This window comes from Pseudomonas sp. PvP025 (assembly GCF_017832155.1).
Classification (GTDB): Bacteria; Pseudomonadota; Gammaproteobacteria; order Pseudomonadales; family Pseudomonadaceae; genus Aquipseudomonas.
In genome coordinates, this window is sequence record NZ_JAFIBJ010000001.1 from 295,705 (window position 1) to 312,396 (window position 16,692).

At 62.0% G+C, this 16,692-nt stretch carries 17 protein-coding genes; 5 read left to right on the forward strand and 12 right to left on the reverse strand.

The genetic code is table 11. The features are described from left to right. Positions 1-45 precede the first annotated feature (45 nt). The 4 genes from JOE32_RS01425 to JOE32_RS01440 all read left to right on the forward strand — a co-directional run bounded on the left by JOE32_RS01425 (position 46) and on the right by JOE32_RS01440 (position 2,371). Positions 46-786, forward strand: a complete 741-nt coding sequence (locus JOE32_RS01425) for an FKBP-type peptidyl-prolyl cis-trans isomerase (RefSeq protein ID WP_057008231.1) — start codon at positions 46-48, stop codon at positions 784-786. A gap of 310 nt (positions 787-1,096) precedes the next feature. Continuing rightward, positions 1,097-1,555, forward strand: coding sequence for a DUF1232 domain-containing protein (locus JOE32_RS01430; RefSeq protein ID WP_209980778.1), 459 nt, complete (start codon positions 1,097-1,099; stop codon positions 1,553-1,555). Positions 1,556-1,661: 106 nt separating this feature from the next. Continuing rightward, positions 1,662-2,003 carry a helix-turn-helix transcriptional regulator gene (locus tag JOE32_RS01435; protein ID WP_209980780.1) on the forward strand — a complete coding sequence of 114 codons (342 nt, stop codon included), beginning with the start codon at positions 1,662-1,664 and terminating at the stop codon, positions 2,001-2,003. Beyond that, positions 2,000-2,371, forward strand: coding sequence for a hypothetical protein (locus JOE32_RS01440; RefSeq protein ID WP_209980783.1), 372 nt, complete (start codon positions 2,000-2,002; stop codon positions 2,369-2,371). The genes JOE32_RS01435 and JOE32_RS01440 overlap by 4 nt, the downstream gene beginning before the upstream one ends. Here the strand turns inward: JOE32_RS01440 and JOE32_RS01445 are convergent. The 8 genes from JOE32_RS01445 to JOE32_RS01480 all read right to left on the reverse strand — a co-directional run bounded on the left by JOE32_RS01445 (position 2,344) and on the right by JOE32_RS01480 (position 12,043). After that, positions 2,344-4,137: a bifunctional diguanylate cyclase/phosphodiesterase gene (locus tag JOE32_RS01445; protein ID WP_209990250.1), complete on the reverse strand. Its 1,794-nt coding sequence runs from the start codon at positions 4,135-4,137 to the stop codon at positions 2,344-2,346. The genes JOE32_RS01440 and JOE32_RS01445 overlap by 28 nt on opposite strands. Positions 4,138-4,254: 117 nt before the next feature. Further along, positions 4,255-6,336 (reverse strand): carboxy terminal-processing peptidase, encoded by a 2,082-nt coding sequence (locus tag JOE32_RS01450; RefSeq protein WP_209980785.1) that lies wholly within the window; start codon positions 6,334-6,336, stop codon positions 4,255-4,257. Between the two features lie 354 nt (positions 6,337-6,690). After that, positions 6,691-7,344 (reverse strand): HAD family hydrolase, encoded by a 654-nt coding sequence (locus JOE32_RS01455; RefSeq protein ID WP_209980787.1) that lies wholly within the window; start codon positions 7,342-7,344, stop codon positions 6,691-6,693. Between the two features lie 34 nt (positions 7,345-7,378). Then, entirely contained in the window at positions 7,379-8,368 is a 990-nt protein-coding gene (locus JOE32_RS01460) for an ABC transporter ATP-binding protein (RefSeq protein ID WP_209980789.1), read from the reverse strand. Beyond that, a complete protein-coding gene (locus JOE32_RS01465) occupies positions 8,365-9,165 on the reverse strand; it encodes an ABC transporter permease (RefSeq protein WP_209980791.1) in 801 nt (266 codons plus the stop codon). The genes JOE32_RS01460 and JOE32_RS01465 overlap by 4 nt, the downstream gene beginning before the upstream one ends. After that, positions 9,152-9,931, reverse strand: a complete 780-nt coding sequence (locus JOE32_RS01470; RefSeq protein ID WP_231423328.1) for an ABC transporter permease subunit — start codon at positions 9,929-9,931, stop codon at positions 9,152-9,154. Before JOE32_RS01470 ends, JOE32_RS01465 begins: the two co-directional genes overlap by 14 nt. 62 nt (positions 9,932-9,993) lie before the next feature. Further along, complete coding sequence (locus tag JOE32_RS01475) at positions 9,994-10,800, reverse strand: alkaline phosphatase family protein (protein ID WP_209980794.1); 807 nt, start codon at positions 10,798-10,800, stop codon at positions 9,994-9,996. A gap of 166 nt (positions 10,801-10,966) precedes the next feature. Next, positions 10,967-12,043, reverse strand: a complete 1,077-nt coding sequence (locus tag JOE32_RS01480; RefSeq protein ID WP_209980796.1) for an ABC transporter substrate-binding protein — start codon at positions 12,041-12,043, stop codon at positions 10,967-10,969. 346 nt (positions 12,044-12,389) lie between these two features. On the opposite strand from JOE32_RS01480, the gene JOE32_RS01485 reads away from it, so the two are divergent. Further along, positions 12,390-13,103, forward strand: a complete 714-nt coding sequence (locus JOE32_RS01485) for a UTRA domain-containing protein (protein ID WP_057008221.1) — start codon at positions 12,390-12,392, stop codon at positions 13,101-13,103. 45 nt (positions 13,104-13,148) lie between these two features. On the opposite strand, the gene JOE32_RS01490 is transcribed toward JOE32_RS01485, so the two are convergent. Genes JOE32_RS01490 through JOE32_RS01505 form a run of 4 tightly spaced genes read right to left on the reverse strand, consistent with a single transcriptional unit; the run spans position 13,149 to position 16,674 of the window. Next, positions 13,149-14,114, reverse strand: a complete 966-nt coding sequence (locus tag JOE32_RS01490) for a zinc ABC transporter substrate-binding protein (protein WP_209980798.1) — start codon at positions 14,112-14,114, stop codon at positions 13,149-13,151. Next, positions 14,115-15,014, reverse strand: a complete 900-nt coding sequence (locus JOE32_RS01495; RefSeq protein WP_003231872.1) for a metal ABC transporter permease — start codon at positions 15,012-15,014, stop codon at positions 14,115-14,117. Continuing rightward, positions 15,011-15,757, reverse strand: a complete 747-nt coding sequence (locus JOE32_RS01500; RefSeq protein ID WP_209980800.1) for a metal ABC transporter ATP-binding protein — start codon at positions 15,755-15,757, stop codon at positions 15,011-15,013. Before JOE32_RS01500 ends, JOE32_RS01495 begins: the two co-directional genes overlap by 4 nt. Beyond that, positions 15,754-16,674: a metal ABC transporter substrate-binding protein gene (locus JOE32_RS01505; RefSeq protein ID WP_209980802.1), complete on the reverse strand. Its 921-nt coding sequence runs from the start codon at positions 16,672-16,674 to the stop codon at positions 15,754-15,756. The genes JOE32_RS01500 and JOE32_RS01505 overlap by 4 nt, the downstream gene beginning before the upstream one ends. Between the last annotated feature and the right edge of the window lie 18 nt (positions 16,675-16,692).

A 16,692-nucleotide genomic window follows, 5' to 3' on the forward strand; every position in this document is an offset into this window, starting at 1 on the left:
CGACTTTATTCAAATGCCCTATTGGCGCATGAACAAGGAAATAGCATGAAACAGCATCGGTTGGCGGCGGCGGTGGCCCTGGTTGGCCTGGTACTTGCGGGTTGTGATTCGCAGACCAGCGTAGAGCTGAAAACCCCGGCGCAGAAAGCTTCCTACGGCATCGGCCTGAACATGGGCAAGAGTCTCGCCCAGGAAGGCATGGATGACCTGGATTCCAAAGCCGTAGCCCAGGGCATCGAAGATGCCGTCGGCAAGAAAGAACAGAAGCTCAAAGACGACGAACTGGTTGAAGCGTTTGCCGCTCTGCAAAAGCGCGCTGAAGAACGCATGACCAAGATGAGCGAAGAGTCGGCAACCGCCGGCAAGAAATTCCTCGAAGAAAACGCCAAGAAAGACGGCGTGGTGACCACCGCTTCCGGTCTGCAGTACAAGATCGTGAAGAAGGCCGATGGCCCTCAGCCCAAGCCGACCGACGTGGTGACTGTGCACTACACCGGCAAGCTCACCAACGGCACCACCTTTGACAGCTCCGTGGATCGCGGCAGCCCGATTGACCTGCCGGTCAGCGGCGTGATTCCGGGTTGGGTCGAAGGCCTGCAATTGATGCACGTTGGCGAGAAGGTCGAGTTGTACATTCCGTCCGACCTGGCCTACGGCGCCCAGAGCCCGAGCCCGGCTATCCCGGCCAACTCGGTGCTGGTATTCGACCTGGAGCTGCTGGGTATCAAAGACCCGGCCAAGGCTGAAGCGCCTGCCGCACCTGCTGCACCTGCCGCCAAGAAGTAATCGGCGTCTGAACAGACAACGCCCCGTTTCGACGGGGCGTTGTCGTTTCTGCCGATTGGAAAATGATGCGGCTGTAAATCTGATCGAACCCGGGCTCTGGCGCACAGTCACACGTAAGACCCGAGCAGGGGTAACCGCACATCACCACCAAGTCAATGAAATCTTGGGGTTTTTTATGTGCGCAAAAAACGCCCGATCTGACTGCGAGCCTTGCGGGGCGTGGCTTTGAGCCGAAAAAAAAGGCTCTGTTCACAAGGTTATCCACAATTTGTGTGGATAACCTTTCATTCGCATGGAACTGGAGTGACACATGAGACCACCCTTCAACTTCACCCGTTTCCTGCCCATCGCCGCGCGGCTGCTGGGCCGTGGCCGTCTGCCCACGTTGTTGTTTGCCGTCGCCGCCAAAGGCTCAAGCCAGGGCAATCGCCTAGGCAAGCTCAAGGATGACCTGAAACTGCTGCAGGGTCTGTGCCTGGCATACTGGCGCGGCGAGTACCGCGCAATCAGCCCCAAGGCGTTGATCTCGGTGGTGGCGGGGCTGATGTACTTCCTCAGCCCGATTGATGCGATCCCGGACTTTATCCCGATGTTCGGCATGTTCGATGACATTGCCGTGCTGGCGTGGGTCATGAAGACCCTGGATGGCGAACTGAGCGCCTTTCGCGCGTGGCGTGACGCCCAGCGTCCGGAAAAGCTCGCGGTGGTTGAGCGGCTTCCGGCGACCGCTGCGCTGCTGGCCAGCGAGCAGCGGCAAAAAAACGCCTGAGGCGGTGATCCCCCGGCGACCTTTACGGCAGTTAGGATTACACTCCCCGGGAAGGTACTTAAGGAAAGTGCTTACCTGGTAAGTGTTTTTATCCTACGGGGCAGTCATGGATATTCAGATAATTTCACGCAATGGCGAGCCCGAATATGCGGTCTTGCCTTGGGATCAGTACCAGGCGCTGTTAGCCGCCGCCGGTTCGCAGCGACCCACGCCAGCGCCGGTGTCGTCCAATCCCCAGGCCGCTCCCGCAGAGGACCAGCGCGCGCTTGCCGACCTGCGCGGTCTGCGCGAAGCCAAGGGCCTGGCCATTGAAACCCTGGCGCGCACCGTGGGCATCAGCCCGTCATACCTTGGTTTGATCGAAAGTGGCGAGCGCCAGCCCGATGCCGCAATCCGCCGCAGTCTTGCCTGGGAATTGGGCGTTGCCGGCTGGAGAGATGAATCGTGAGCCTGCGTATTAGCCGTCAACACTGGGACGGGCTACTCAACGAACTCGACCAGGCGCGCCGCCAGCGTCACCTGCTGACCTACCGCGCGCTGCTCGAGCGTCTGCAATTTCCTTCGCCGGCCATGCAGACCCTGGCCGCCGCCCTGGAGCATCTGGCCGCTCTCGACGCCAAGGCCGATCAGCCATTGCGCAGTTCCCTGGTGATCAGCCAGGGCGCCAGCCGTCTGCCGCGCACCGGGTTCTTCGAGTGCGCCGAGCGTCTCGGGCGTTTCAGCGGGCCCTCCGATGGCGTGGCGGCTGCCTCCTGGCATGCGTCGGAAGTGGTGCGTGTGTTCGAGTATCAATACCCGGAATCCGCCGAGGCCTGAGGCGTTTGCGCCAGCGCGTCCATGCTGTTGATCACATGGATGCTGTAGCCCGCCACGTCCTTGGCGTGGTGCTTGGCCTGGGACGCCAGTTCCGCCAACCGGCTTGCGTCCAGTTGCGCACAGGCCTGTGGGTATAAGTGCACCACGCCGATGGACAGCGACAACAGCGCAAACTCCTGCCGCACGCCCTGGCGGTTGAGGGCCACGAAGCAGCCCGCATCAAGGTGTTCGGCGCGGTAAAAGCGCCGGCATTGGGTGTGGAAGTCATCCAGCAGTTGATTGAGCCGCTTGCGCCAGTCCTGCGGGCCCAGCACCAGCAAAAAATCATCACCGCCGATATGCCCGACAAAATCACGGCTGGGGTCGACCCGATCGTTGAGGCATTGCGCCAGGCACAGCAACACTTCATCCCCGCGTCCATAACCGTAGATATCGTTGAATGGCTTGAAGCTGTCGATATCCACGTAGCAGATCACCGACTCACGCTGCTGATGCAGCAACCGCGTCAGGCATTGCTGGATCGGCACATTGCCGGGTAGCAGGGTCAGCGGGTTGGCATGGCGCGCCTGCTGGATTTTCAACTCGGTGATCAGCTTGAGCACATCGATCACTCGACCCAGGCCCAGGTAGTCGCCGTTCAGGGTGATGATGAAGTCTTCTTCGATGCGTTGCCGCGCGCGGCTGGTGAGTAAGCGGCTGACCTGCTGCAAGGACTGGCTCAGTTCCACCGCCAGAAAGTCTGCGCTCATCAGCCGGCTGATCGGCTTGCGCGCGAACAGATCGGTGGCAAACGGCTTGAGCAGCGCGTCCGACAGCGAATGCCGGTGCACGATGCCAATCGGTTGACCCAGCCCATTGAGCACGGCCAGGGAATTGAGGTTGGCCTGGCGGCGAAAGGCCTCGAGCACCTTTGCGGTCGCGGTGTCCTGATGCACGGCCGGCTGCTCGTTGAGCAATGCGCTGAGGTCGCCGGCCTCTTCATTGAGGGCGACGTTGGCGTTGTCCGGCTTGGGCAGCATCAGGCGCGCTTCCTGCGGCGGATGTTCCTGCGGCCTGCAGAGCAAGTAGCCCTGGACCAGGTCGACGCCCATTTCCGTCAGCACCGCCAATTCTTCCGGCAGTTCAATGCCCTCTGCAATCACCTGGGCACGGGACGCCCTGGCGATCTGCAAAATCGAGCCGACAAACTCGCGCTTGAGCGCATCCTGGTGAATGCCGTCGATAAAGTGCCGGTCGATCTTCACGTAGTCCGGGCGCAGTTCCGACCACAGGCGCAGGCTGGAATAGCCCGCGCCGAGGTCGTCGAGCGCGATGGCAAAGCCCATGGCGCGATAATGATGCAGCGCCTTCTGCAGCAGGTCGAAATCGTCGGTGGGCGTCTGCTCGGTGAGTTCGATCACCACCTGGCTCGGCGGGATACCGAATTCGCGCAGCAGTTGCAGGGTGCGCCCAGGCTGGTGGGCCGTCTCCATCAGCGAGTGCGGTGAGATATTCAGGAACAGCTTGCCCGGCAACTTCTGCTCGCTGAAGCGCCGACAGGCACTCGTGCGGCAGGCCATTTCCAGTTCGCTGAGGCGCCCGGCCTGGCCGGCCACGGCGAACAGGGCGACGGGGGAGTGCAGCGTGCTGTTGGACGGGCCACGGCTCAAGGCTTCATAGCCGAGGATGCGTCGTTCGGAGAGGCAGACAATCGGTTGGAACAAGCTGTGCAAACTGCCTTGAGCCAGGATAGCGCCCAGTGCATTCAGCTGTTCGATCATGGTCATGGCGATCTCGGTCAAAAAAAAGGACCGCATGCGGTGAGCATGCAGTCCTTCATTTCACGACAGAATGATGTCTATATGATGACACTCCGAGGAGCGATCACCTTAAATCTCCATCCTTTACTGCTTGGCCACCTGTTTGCTGATTTTCAGGTAGTCCAGCAGGATCCGGCCGGTCTCGGCCAGGTAAGCGTCGTCTTCCGGCTTGGTTTTTTCTGCCTCGGTCGGCAACGCGTCTTCGTCTTCTTTCTTCAGTTCCTTGAGTGGGTCTTCGCCCTTGGCCTTGCGGCGCACGTTTTCCAGGGCCAGTTGCTGGCTCTCGATGTCGGCGTGCTGCTTGCGACGGTCCACTTCGTTGAGGCTGACGGTTTTCTCTTCCATCAGCTTCTTGGCCAGGGCCAGCTTGTCGCGGATGAACACGAACTCGGCATCCTTGGCGGAGCGGGTGTCGTGGTCAGCCTTCAACTGCGCCAGGAACGGTTTGAACGGGTCCGACGCCGGCTTGATCGCAGGACGGATGGTGTCCCACGGCATGGCTTCGGGCAGGGCGCTTTCGCCGATTTCCTTGGTGTCGATGATCGACGGGAAATCGATGTCCGGCAGTACGCCCTGATGCTGGGTGCTCTGCCCGGAAACCCGGTAGAACTTGGCCAGGGTCAGCTTCAGCTCGCCATGGTTGAGCGGCTGGATGGTCTGCACGGTGCCCTTGCCGAAGGTCTGGCCGCCGACGATCAACGCACGGTGGTAGTCCTGCATGGCGCCAGCGAAAATCTCCGAGGCCGAGGCCGAAAGGCGGTTGACCAGCAACGCCATAGGGCCTTTGTAGAAGGCGCCCGGGTTCTCGTCTTCGAGTACGTCGACACGGCCGTCGGCATTGCGCACCAGCACGGTCGGGCCCTTGTCGATGAACAGGCTGGTCAGCTCGGTGGCTTCCTGCAGGGAACCGCCGCCGTTGTTGCGCAGGTCGATGACCACGCCGTCGACTTTTTCTTTCTGCAGTTCGGTGAGGATTTTCTTCACGTCACGGGTGGTGGACTTGTAGTCCGGGTCACCGGCACGGAACGCCTTGAAGTCGAGGTAGAAGGCCGGGATTTCAATCACGCCCAGTTTGTAGTCCTTGCCATCCTGCTTGAGGTTGAGGACTTTCTTCTGCACGGCCTGGTCTTCGAGCTTCACCGCTTCGCGGGTGATGGACACGATCTTGCTGGTCTGGTCGTTCGGTGCGTTGGTGTGCGGAATCACTTCCAGGCGCACTACGCTGCCTTTGGGGCCGCGGATCAGCTTGACCACTTCGTCCAGGCGCCAGCCCACCACGTCGACCATCTCTTTGTCAGCCTGGGCTACGCCGATGATCTTGTCCGCCGGAGCGACCTGCTTGGTCTTGTCTGCCGGACCTGCCGGCACCAGGCGCACGATCTTGACCTGGTCGTTGTCGCTCTGCAGGACGGCACCGATGCCTTCCAGCGACAGACTCATGTTGATATCGAAATTTTCCGCGTTATCCGGCGACAGATAATTGGTGTGCGGGTCGTAGGACATTGCGAAGGTGTTGATGTAAGCCTGGAAGATATCTTCGGCACGGGTCTGGTCCAGACGTGCCAGCTGATTCTTGTAGCGCTTGGTCAGCAGCTCTTGAATGGCCTTGGGCTCTTTGCCGGCGATCTTCAGGCGCAGCACTTCGTCCTTGACGCGTTTGCGCCACAGGTCGTCGAGGGCGGCGGTGCTGGTCAGCCAGGGGGCGTCCTTGCGGTCCACCAGAAGGGTTTCCTTCTGGGTGAAGTCGAGCTTGTCGACGCCTTTGTTCAACTCACCGAGGGCGAAGTCCAGACGCGCTTTGACGCGGTCCAGATAGCGCTTGTAGATGGTGAAGCCGGGCTGCAGGTCGCCGCTCTTGAGGAAGTCGTCGAACTGCGTCTTCCATTTGTCGAACTCAGCGATATCGCTGGCCAGGAAGTAGCTGCGCGACGGGTCCAGCAGCTTGAGGTAGCTGTCGTAGATGATCACCGAGCGTGCGTCGTCCAGCGGCGGCTTGCTGTAGTGATGACGCTTGAGCAACTCGACGACGTTAAGGCTGGCAATTACCTCATCGCGATCAGGCTGAAGGTTGTCCCAGCTGTTGGCTGCGAACGTATTGGTCGACATCGACGCGAAGCCGAGACCAATGAAAAGAGCGAGGGCGGTGCTGGGGAACAGATGCTTCATGCTGATTCGACGCGGGGGCAATTGATAACGCATATTAGGCCGTCTTTGAGGGAGCCGGTTCCATATGGTCCGGTCGCATAATGCAAAAAGCCCGGCGCTACTGCTACGGGCTCAGTCCGGACTCACTATGGAGGCACTGTGAGAGCATTGCAAGGCGTTGACGGTGATGTGGTGGCCTGGAACAACTCGCTCCTACGCCCTGTGTAGGCCCGATCGACTAACGCCCGCCCTGTTACCGGATTGAAATGCCGTCACTGTGGGAGGGGGCTTGCTCCCGATTGCGGTATGTCAGTGAAGACTTTTTCATCTGATACACCGCAATCGGGAGCAAGCCCCTCCCACCGTTGATCAATGTCAGACCCAGTGATGGATCGGCCAGCCGGCCTGTTCGGCGTGGGCACGCAATACCGGATCAGGGTTCACCACCTGCGGGTGATCGACCTTCAGCAGCAGCGGCAGGTCATTGCGCGAGTCCGAGTAGAAGTACGCGCCCTCCAGCGTTTCACCTGTCTGTTCGAGCCACTCCAGCAAACGCGTGATCTTGCCTTCGCGATAGGTCAGCACCCCCACGGTCTGACCGCTGTACACGCCATGGCTCACGTCCAGGTCAATCCCCAGCACTTCATCAATGCCGATACGCGCCGCAATCGGCGTGACCAGGTGCGTGCCCGATGCGGATATCACCAGGATGCGGTCGCCGTTCGCACGGTGGCGGGCGATGGTTTTGGTCGCGTCGCTGTAGATCAACGGCTCGATCACGTCCTCGACCCAGGGGTCGACCAGGTGTTCGATTTCTGCCGGCGTGCGCCCGATCATCGGCTCCAGGCTGAAGTCCATGAAGTCTTCCATGCGTAACTCGCCTCGGCTGTAGGCGTCCATCAGCTCGGTGTTGCGGCGCATGAACGACTCGGGGTCGACCCAGCCCAGGCGGCCCATCTGCTCGCTCCACAGGGTGGCGCAGTCACCGTGGATCAGGGTGTCGTCCAGATCAAAAATTACCAATGCCATCCGTGATGCTCTCTCTTTCGTCAGTCAGTGCCGGTCAGGCTACTTCACACAGTGCGGCTGGGTCGATGGAAAGTGCCAGGCGCTGGCCGTCCGGGTAGAGGTCTTGCGCCGAGCGGTTGAGCACGTCCACCACCAGTTCCACGCCTCGGGCTTCGATGCGGTAACGGATCACGTTGCCCAGCAGGCTGTGGCTGCGCACCAGCGCGTCGAGTTCGCCGTTGCGGCTCAGTTCGATGGCCTCGGGGCGGATCGCGATGCGCCCGTGGATCGGCCGCTGCAACAGCTGGCTGGCTTTGCCGGCGTCGAGCAGGTTGTAGTTGCCGATGAAGCCGGCGGCAAAGGCATCCACCGGCGCGGTGTAGAGGGTCTCGGCGTCGCCGCTCTGCACGATTTTGCCCTGGTTCATCAGGAAGATGCGGTCGGACATGGTCAGCGCTTCCTCCTGGTCGTGGGTCACAAAAATCGTGGTCAGCCCGAGCTCGCGCTGGATCTGGCGGATCTGTTCGCGCAGGTGCTTGCGAATCCGCGCATCCAGCGCCGACAGCGGCTCGTCCAGCAGCAACAGGCGCGGGCGGGTGACCAGGGAGCGGGCCAGCGCGACGCGCTGGCACTGCCCGCCGGACAGCTGGTGCGGGTAGCGCCCGGCGAACTCGCGCAGCTCCACCAGTTGCAGCACATCCTGCACGCGCCGGTGACTGTCGTCGGTGTTGACCTTCTGCATGCGCAGGCCGAAGGCGACGTTCTGTTCCACGGTCATGTTGGGGAACAGCGCGTAGCTCTGGAACACCATGCCGATGTGACGTTTCTGCGGGCTCAGCGGGACAATGTCCTGGCCATCCAGCAGGATTTTCCCACTGTCCACCGAGGTCAGGCCGGCGATGCAGCGCAGCAGCGTGGACTTGCCGCAGCCGGACGGGCCGAGCAGGGTGACGAATTCACCCTTGGCGATCTCGCAGCTGATGTCGCTGAACACTGGCGTACCGGAATAACCTTTTTGCAGATGTTGGACGCTGACGAAGCTCATTGGCTTTTGTCCTTGTTCAAGATATTGGCGGCCCAGGTCAGCACCAGCACAAAGAAAAAGTAGGAAATGACGATGGCGCTGGTGAAGTGGCCGCTGCTGTTGCGCATGTTGTTCAGGTACACCTGCAGGGTCTCGTATTGAGTGCCCACGAGGATATTGGCGAACACGAACTCGCCAAACAGGAACGAGAACGACAGCAGCAGCGCCACCATCAGGCCCTTGCGCAGGTTGGGCAGCACCACCAGGATCGCCGCCTGCCAGGTGCTGGCACCGAGCAGTTGCGAGGCGTCCATCAGGTCGCGCAGGTTGATGGCCTGCAGGTTGTTGGTGATCGCGCGGTACATGAATGGCAGCGCCACGGTGAAGTAGCAGCCGATCAGAATCCACGGTGTGCCCACCATCGCCAGCGGCCCGGAACCATACAGCTGCAACAGCCCCACCGACGACACCACCGGCGGCACCGCGAAGGGCAGCAGGATCAGAATGTTCATCAGCGCATCGAGCCTTGGGAAGTGGTAGTGCACCACAAACAGCAGCGGCAGAATCAGCACCACCGACAGCGCCAGCGCGCCGACGCACACCAGCAGCGATTGCCCGAAGGCCATCAGAAAGCGCGGGTCACTCCACAGTTGCACGTACCATTTCACAGTAAAGCCGGCGGGCAGGATGGTTGCCGACCAACTGCTGGCAATGGAGTAGACAAAGGTGCCGATCAGCGGCAGCACCAGGATCGCAAACAGCAGGTACACCACTGCGCGGTGGTAGAGGGAGGCCGGGCCGGCGTCAGCGCGAGACATGGTAGCTCCTCTTGAGCAGCAGTTGATGGACCGCCGTGACCACGGTCATCAGCGCCACCAGCACCACGGCCAGGGCACTGGCCATGTTCGGGTCGAGCGAAACATCACCGGAGACCAGGCCTGCGATGCGGATCGGCAGCACGTTGAAGTTGCCGGTGGTCAGCGCGTAGACCGTGGCGTACGCACCGAGGGCGTTGGCCAGCAGGATCACGAACGTGCCCAGCAGCGCAGGCGTGAGCACCGGCAGGCCGATATGCCGCCAGAACTGCCAGCCATTGGCCCCCAGCAGCGCGGCCGATTCACGCCAGTCTTCGCGCAATGCATCGAAGGCTGGGTACAGCAGCAGCACGCCCAACGGAATCTGGAAGTAGGTGTAGAGGATGATCAGGCCGGTTTTGGAATAGAGGTTGAAGTCCTGAATGATCCCGGCCTGCTTGAGCATGATGGTGATGCTGCCGTTGAAACCGAGCAGGATGATGAACGCGAAGGCCAGGGGCACGCCGGCGAAGTTGCTGGTCATGTTGGTGAAGGCGGTGACGAAGTTGCGCAGCGGCGAGTCCACCCGGCGCAACGAGTAGCTGCCAAGGGTGGCGATGAGGATGCCGAACACGCTGGAGTAGAAGCTGATTTCCAGGCTGAGCTGGATGGCCTGCAGATAGAACTTCGAGCTGAAGATACGGGTGAAATTTTCCAGGCTCCATCCGGCTTCTTCGGTTTGCACGCTGTTGATCAGCACCCACACCAGCGGGGCGATTTCGAACACCATGAAGAACAGGGCGAAGGGCAACAGGCAGAGCAGGGCCAGCCATTTGCCGCGGGTCAGTGAGTTCACGCGAGCAGCTCCCGGCAGACAGGTTTGTCGTGGGGCACGCCGAGCAGTTCGCAGACCGTGCCGCACAGCTCGGTCTGTGTTGGCGCAGCGTCAGGGTTGAGGCTGAAGGCGTCGCCGAGGACAAACAGCGGCACTTCACGTTCTTCCGGCAGCAGGCCGTTGTGGGAGCGGTCATTGTTCATGCCGTGATCGGCGGTGACCAGCACCTGATAGCCCGCGTCGAGCCAGCCTTGCAGGTAGTCGGCCAGGATGATGTCGGCCGAGCGCGCGCTATTGCGGTATTGCGCGGTGTCGAGGCCGTGCTTGTGGCCGGCGTCGTCGATGTTCATCGGGTGTATCAGCAGAAAGTCCGGTGCGTGTTTGAGCCGCAGGCTCTCGGCGTCGGCAAACAGATGGGAGTCGGGGTAATGGTCATTCCAGTAGAAATGCCCGTGCTGGATCGCCAATGTCGCGTCGTCTGTGTGGCGGTCGCGGGCGGCGAGGAAGGGCGTGCGGTTATACAGCTCGCTGATCCAGTGATAGGCCGCCGCCGCCGTGGTCAGGCCGGCATCGGTGGCGTAGTGGAAAATGCTGCGCTGGTTGGACAGGCGCGCGACCTGGTTGTGCACGATGCCGCTCTGGATCGGCGGCACACCGGTGAGGATGCATTCATACAGCGGGCGGGACAGGGCGGGCAGTTCACATTCCACGGTGTAGAGGGCTGCGCGTCCTGCGCCGACATAGGCCTGCAAGTGTCCCATGGCGTGCCTCGCAACCTCGACGTTCAGGCCGTCGAGCACGACAAGGATGACAGTGTGCTTCATGGGGGCTGGCGCTCCGCAACATAGGGGTTGACTCGATACTGGCTGTAGGACCGGACTCAGTGTGGGAGGGGGCTTGCTCCCGATAGCAGTGTGTCATTCAACAGATTCATTGACTGACCTGCTGCTATCGGGAGCAAGCCCCCTCCCACAGACACCGATTGCGGGCTTACTTCATCTCTACGATGACCTGCTCGTTCCACAGCTGTGGCAGCTTCTTGGAGGTCGCTTCCCAGGCATCCGCGTCCTTGATCGGCTGCGGGTTGGCCTTGGTGTACTGCTCGGCGGGGATCAGGTTTTTGGCGATATCGGCCGGCAGTTTCAGGTCGGTTTCGGCACGGATCGGACGCGCATTGCCCTTGGCCAGGGCGAGCTGGCCGGCATCGCTGAACACGTATTCGCGGGTCAGCTTGGCGGCGTTGGGGTGCTTGGCGTATTTGTTGATGATGGTGGTGTAGCCAGATTTCACCGAACCGTCCGATGGGATCAGCACCACGTAGTCATCCGGGTTGGCCATCTTGGCTTTGTAGCTCAGGCCGTTGAAGTCCCAGAGGATGCCCACCTCGACTTCGCCCTTTTCCATGGTGGCAATGGTCGGGTTGGACAGCGACAGGCGACCTTGCTGGGCAATCTTGGTGAAGAACAGCAGGCCGGGCGCGATGTTCTTTTCATCGCCCTTGTTGGCGATGGCAGCGGCGAGTACCGCGTTGGACGCCTGGGCCGCAGTGCTTACGTCACCCACCGACACCTTGTACTTGCCGGTTTGCAGGTCTGACCAACTGGTCGGCACTTCGGAGCCGTGCAGCAGTTTCTTGTTGACCACAAACGCGATGGTGCCGGTGTAGGCCAGGGCCCAGTGACCGTCCTTGTCTTTCGCCCAATCCGGCACCGAAGCCCAGTTGGACGGTTTGTACGGCTGCGTCACGCCTTGCTTGACCGCGAGTGGGCCGAAGGCTGCGCCCACGTCGCCGATATCCCCGCTGGCGTTGTCTTTTTCGGCTTTGAACTTGGCAATTTCCTGGGCCGAGCTCATGTCGGTGTCCATGTGCTTGAGGCCGTAGAGCCGGGTCATGTCCGCCCAGATGCCTCCCCAGTTGGCCCAATCGTCGGGCATGCCGAGGCTGTTGACGGCGCCTTCACTCCTGGCGGCCGCTTCAAGGGTTTTCAAATCGGTATCAGCGGCCATGGCGGTGGTGCACAGGGCAATGGTCGAGCCTAACAGTGATGCCAGGAAAAGCTGTTTCATCCGAAGCTCCTTTGGGCGTATTCAACGCGGCGTTGTAGCGGGCGGTGTTGTTGGTCTAGGTCAGAGCAATACCTGAGCCAATCTAGACGCGATGGATGACAGTTTCGTGTCGATGTCGTTTTTGAAACGCCAATGTCGTCTGGCGCTGACTGAGCGTAGACCATGCTCAAATGCCCGCAGGCCCGGGACTTGGCCGATGTATTGCAAGGTTTGCTGGCGGGCCGTGCAGCGGCTGTCATCTGTCGGTCATCTGCACTGCCTAGGCTGATACGGCAAGAAACAGGAGCGGTTATGCGGGGTTTTGTGCCCCCCAATGGTGCTGGTCTAGTCCAGATAGGTAACGTTGATGCGGGATGAGGCAATCAAGGCGGTAACTTCCATTGGCCTGGCGCTGCAGGAGCAGATCAACCACGGCCTGCTGGCGCCGGCGAGCAAGCTGCCGGCCGAGCGCAAGCTCAGCGAGCTGTTCGGCACCACACGTATTACGGTGCGCGAAGCCTTGTTGCAGTTGGAGGCTCAAGGGCAGATTTACCGCGAGGAGCGCCGTGGCTGGTTTGTCTCGCCGCCACGACTGGCCTACAACCTGATACAGCGCAGCCACTTTCACGCCATGGTGGCCGACCAGGGCCGGGTAGCCTCCACCGAAGTGATTTCTGCGCGCCTGCAACCGGCGTCGGCGGCGGTGTGTGCGTGGTTGCAACTGCCGGCGTTGTCCAGCGTGATCCAGATCTGCCGCAGCCGGCGGATCGATGGCCGGCTGGTGCTGTACGTGGAGCACTACCTGAACCCGCAGTACTTTCCGGGGATTCTCGAGTGCGACCTGAATCAGTCGATGACCGAGTTGTATGCGCGCATTTACGACCTGCATTACGGTCGCGTGCGCTTTGAGATTGTGCCGACGTCACTGCCGGTGGAGGCCGCCGCTGCGTTGCGCGTGTCGGCGGGCAGCCCGGGCTTGCGCATTGCCCGGGTCAATTATGACCAGCACCAACGGTTGATCGACTGCGACCTGGAGTTCTGGCGGCATGATGCGATTCATGTGGGGGTTGATGTGGTGTGAGAGACAACGTGTGGGAGGGAGCAAGCCCCTCCCGCAGGTTAGGTGTCAGTCGGTGGAGAGGGTCTTGATCACCTGAGCAACATTGGTTTCCAGTTCTCCCACCGGATCGGCACCGTCGACGTTCAGCACCAGCAACTTCGCGCCGCCTTCGGTGATGGCAGCCTTCACCGGCTCACTCGGCTGGCGATGATGCAGCACCACCGCCACATCGTTTTCCTTCAGCTCAGCGCTGAGTTTTTGCAAATCCTCGGGCGTCCACTGGGCGTCGGGGCGGGCGTCTGTGCGTAATGCTTCCAGGTTCAGGCTGCTGACCAGATAAGCGAAGTGATCGCTCAGGCTCACCACGCTCAAGTTGTCCGCCTTGGCCAGCCGTGCCTCGCTGTCGGCGCTGAGCTGGAGCAGGCGGTGTTTGAGTGCGGCCAGATTGGCGTCGATCTTCGCCTTGGCGCCGGGTGCCAGACGGCTGAGGTCGGCGGCCATCACATCGGCCATGCGTCCCATATTGTTGCTGGACTGCCAGGGCTGGCTGTTCAGCCCATCGGCGGCAGCCGGCTGCAGGGCGATGCCCGGCAAGCTACCGTCCACCGGTCGCCCGGCATCGACCTCGACAATCCGGATGTTGCTGCGGCGCGCCACCGGGTAAAGCGGGTCGTCCGGCCACAGTGAGCGCAGCCCGATGGCCGCGTCGGCGTCCTGGGCAAGGGTGCCCAGCGCCTGGGCGCCGCGCCCGGTGAAGTAGGACACCTGCCGCGAGCCGGGCAGGTTGGCCGGCGCGGCGCGCTCCAGTTGCACATCGGTGCCGTCGAGCAGCACCTCGGCCAGGCCGTAGGTGATGGGCAGTGAAGCCAGCACCTTGACCGGCTTGACGGATTTGGCCTTGATCAGTGCGGCATGGCCGAGCCCGTGATTGGCGACGAAATCCTTGGTGTGGAAGCCATCCACCACGGCCAGCGCCGGTGTACTGAGCAAGCAAGCGATGGCCAGAGCCATTGGGCGACATACAGGGCGCATTTATCCAAGATTCCCTTTGAGGCTGGGCACGGTGCCGCGCGCGATGGCGGCCACGGCGAAAGCGATACCGGCCACCAGAATGATCGCGGCGCCGGACGGAACAGGCAGGTCGAAGATGATCGGCAGCAGGATGCCGCACAGGGTGCTGACGGTGGCGATCAGCACCGAGATCCAGAAGAACCCTTTGAGCGACTGGCTCAACAAACGCGCCGCCGCCGCCGGGATCACCAGCAGCGCACCCACCAGAATGGCGCCGATCACCTTGACCGCCGCCACGGTGATCAGCGTCACCAGGATCACGAACAGGTAGTCCAGGGTCTTCACCGCCACCCCGCGCACTGCCGCCAGCTGCGGGTTGAAGCTGGCGAGCATGATGCGGTTGTACAGCGGCAATGCCAGCGCCATCACCAGCGCACCGACAATCGCCAGCACCAGCAGGTCATTGCCGTTGACCGTCAGCACCGAGCCGAACAGCACGTTCTCGAGAATGTGCACGTTGATCTTGCCGGCCAGGATCAGCAGCAGGCTCGCACCCAGTGCCAGGGACACCGAGAGAAAGACGCCGATCAAGGTATCCGGCGCCAGGCCGGTGCGGTTGCGCAGGTAGTTGAGCAGGATGCCGAACAGCAGGCAGTAGCCGAACAGGCTGCCATAGGGCCCGGTGTAGGGCTCGCCGAGCAGGATGCCCACGGCCACGCCGGTCAGCGCGGCGTGACCGACTGCCTCGGAGAAAAACGCAAAGCGCTTGACCACCACCAGGGTGCCGAGGCCGCCCAGCACCGGGCCGATCAGCAGGCCGGCAAGCAGGGCGTTGACCACAAAACCGTAGGCCAGTGCTTCCGGCAGGTAGCCGGACGAGGCCCAGCCCTGAACCATCAGGCGAAACGCTTCATAACTCATTGCGCCGGGCTCCGAGGATGGGTGGAAAACAGCGTCAGCAGGCGATCCGGGGTGAGCGCCTCTTTCGGGGCGGCGTCGAACAGCACGCGGCGGTTCAGGCCGGTGACGCGATCCGCCAGACGGCCAACGGCCTCCAGGTCGTGCTCGATCCACAGCACGGTGATGCCGGCCAGGCGCCAGTCGTGCAGCAGGCGCTCGAACACCTGGATGCCCGCCTCATCGAGGGCCGCCATCGGTTCGTCCAGCACCAGCAAGTGCGGGGCCGGAATCAGGCCCTGGGCCAGCAGCACGCGTTGGCGTTCACCGCCAGACAGCGCGCCCATGCGCCGCTTGCGTTTATCCTGCATGCCGACGCGCTCCAGCGCCTCGCCGATCGCCGCCGCGTAATGTCGGGACAGGCCGAGAAACGCAGGGCGGCGCTGGCACATGGCGGCCATGAAATCGTCCACCGTCATCGGCAGGCCGCGGTCGAATTCCAGCGCCTGTGGCACGTAGCCGATGGTGCCGGGGCTGTGCGGCCACGCCAGGCTCAAACGGCCCTGGTGCGGCGTCTGCCCCAGCAGGGTCTTGATCAGCGAGCTTTTGCCGCCGCCGTTGGGGCCCACCAGTGCATGGATGCTGCCTGGCTGCACCTGGAAACTCACGCTGTCCAGAATCAGCGTGCGGCCCAGGGTAAGGCATACCTTGTCGAAATCGATGGTCGGGCCGACGCTGGCAACGTTGAGCTGTTCGGCCGCCGTCATGCCCCCGACTCCTGAATCGCGCGCACCACCGTGTTGAGGTTGCCGGTCATTTCCACTTCATACTTTTCGGCGCTGTAGTCGCCGTAGGAAATATGCGACAGCGGGTACAGTTTGACGCCCGACTCACGCTGGATGGTGTCGACATAGGTGGATGGGAAATCCATCTCGGAGAAGATCACCTTCACGTCCAGTGCACGCAGCTCATCGATGGTCTTCTTCAACTGGCTGGGGCTCGGCTCGATGCCATGGGCCGGTTCGACCACGGCGGTGACTTCCAGGCCGAACTCGCGCAGCAGGTAGTCGTAGGCTGCGTGCACAGTGGCCACGCGCAAATCCGGGTTGGGTGCGCGGGTGAGCTTGGCCAGGGCGTCGGCGCGCATCTGGCGCAGGCGTTTGCCGTAGGCGCGGGCGTTCTGTGTGTAGGTCCTGGCGTTGTCCGGGTCGAGCTTGCCCAGCTCGCGGGCGATGTTGTTGACCTGGGCAATCGACGCGCTGATCGATAGGAAGGTGTGCGGGTTGACCACCTTGCCCGCACCGCGCGCGGCGTTGCCGGTGGCAGCCAGCAGTGGCACGTTGGCGTTGGCCTCGATCACGGGAATATCCGGGCGCTCGCTGGTGGCGATCATGCGGTCGGCGAAGTCGTCATGGCCGACGCCGTTGAGCACGATCACGTCGAGGGTGCCGATGCGTTTGATGTCTTCGGCACGCGGTTCGTAGGCGTGGGGGTTGAAGCCGGCCGGGATCAACGGCACCACGTCGGCTTTGTCGCCGACAATGTTCGCCACGTAGCTGTAATAAGGGTGCAGGGTGATGCCGATGCGCAGGCGTTTGGCCGCCTCGGCGTTGGCGAGGGGCGCCAGCAGCAGACTGAGCAGGCCAACCAGTAACAGTCGCAACAGGGGAGATGAAATGGACATAAGCACTCGGTCTTCTCG

Excerpts from the sequence above, each read along its gene's own strand:
- JOE32_RS01425 (WP_057008231.1), top strand. The coding sequence starts at position 46 with ATGAAACAGCATCGGTTGGCGGCGGCGGTGGCCCTGGTTGGCCTGGTA.
- JOE32_RS01430 (WP_209980778.1), top strand. The coding sequence starts at position 1,097 with ATGAGACCACCCTTCAACTTCACCCGTTTCCTGCCCATCGCCGCGCGG.
- JOE32_RS01435 (WP_209980780.1), top strand. The coding sequence starts at position 1,662 with ATGGATATTCAGATAATTTCACGCAATGGCGAGCCCGAATATGCGGTC.
- JOE32_RS01445 (WP_209990250.1), bottom strand. The coding sequence starts at position 4,137 with ATGACCATGATCGAACAGCTGAATGCACTGGGCGCTATCCTGGCTCAA.
- JOE32_RS01450 (WP_209980785.1), bottom strand. The coding sequence starts at position 6,336 with ATGAAGCATCTGTTCCCCAGCACCGCCCTCGCTCTTTTCATTGGTCTC.
- JOE32_RS01455 (WP_209980787.1), bottom strand. The coding sequence starts at position 7,344 with ATGGCATTGGTAATTTTTGATCTGGACGACACCCTGATCCACGGTGAC.
- JOE32_RS01460 (WP_209980789.1), bottom strand. The coding sequence starts at position 8,368 with ATGAGCTTCGTCAGCGTCCAACATCTGCAAAAAGGTTATTCCGGTACG.
- JOE32_RS01465 (WP_209980791.1), bottom strand. The coding sequence starts at position 9,165 with ATGTCTCGCGCTGACGCCGGCCCGGCCTCCCTCTACCACCGCGCAGTG.
- JOE32_RS01470 (WP_231423328.1), bottom strand. The coding sequence starts at position 9,931 with ATGGTGTTCGAAATCGCCCCGCTGGTGTGGGTGCTGATCAACAGCGTG.
- JOE32_RS01475 (WP_209980794.1), bottom strand. The coding sequence starts at position 10,800 with ATGAAGCACACTGTCATCCTTGTCGTGCTCGACGGCCTGAACGTCGAG.
- JOE32_RS01480 (WP_209980796.1), bottom strand. The coding sequence starts at position 12,043 with ATGAAACAGCTTTTCCTGGCATCACTGTTAGGCTCGACCATTGCCCTG.
- JOE32_RS01485 (WP_057008221.1), top strand. The coding sequence starts at position 12,390 with ATGCGGGATGAGGCAATCAAGGCGGTAACTTCCATTGGCCTGGCGCTG.
- JOE32_RS01490 (WP_209980798.1), bottom strand. The coding sequence starts at position 14,114 with ATGCGCCCTGTATGTCGCCCAATGGCTCTGGCCATCGCTTGCTTGCTC.
- JOE32_RS01495 (WP_003231872.1), bottom strand. The coding sequence starts at position 15,014 with ATGAGTTATGAAGCGTTTCGCCTGATGGTTCAGGGCTGGGCCTCGTCC.
- JOE32_RS01500 (WP_209980800.1), bottom strand. The coding sequence starts at position 15,757 with ATGACGGCGGCCGAACAGCTCAACGTTGCCAGCGTCGGCCCGACCATC.
- JOE32_RS01505 (WP_209980802.1), bottom strand. The coding sequence starts at position 16,674 with ATGTCCATTTCATCTCCCCTGTTGCGACTGTTACTGGTTGGCCTGCTC.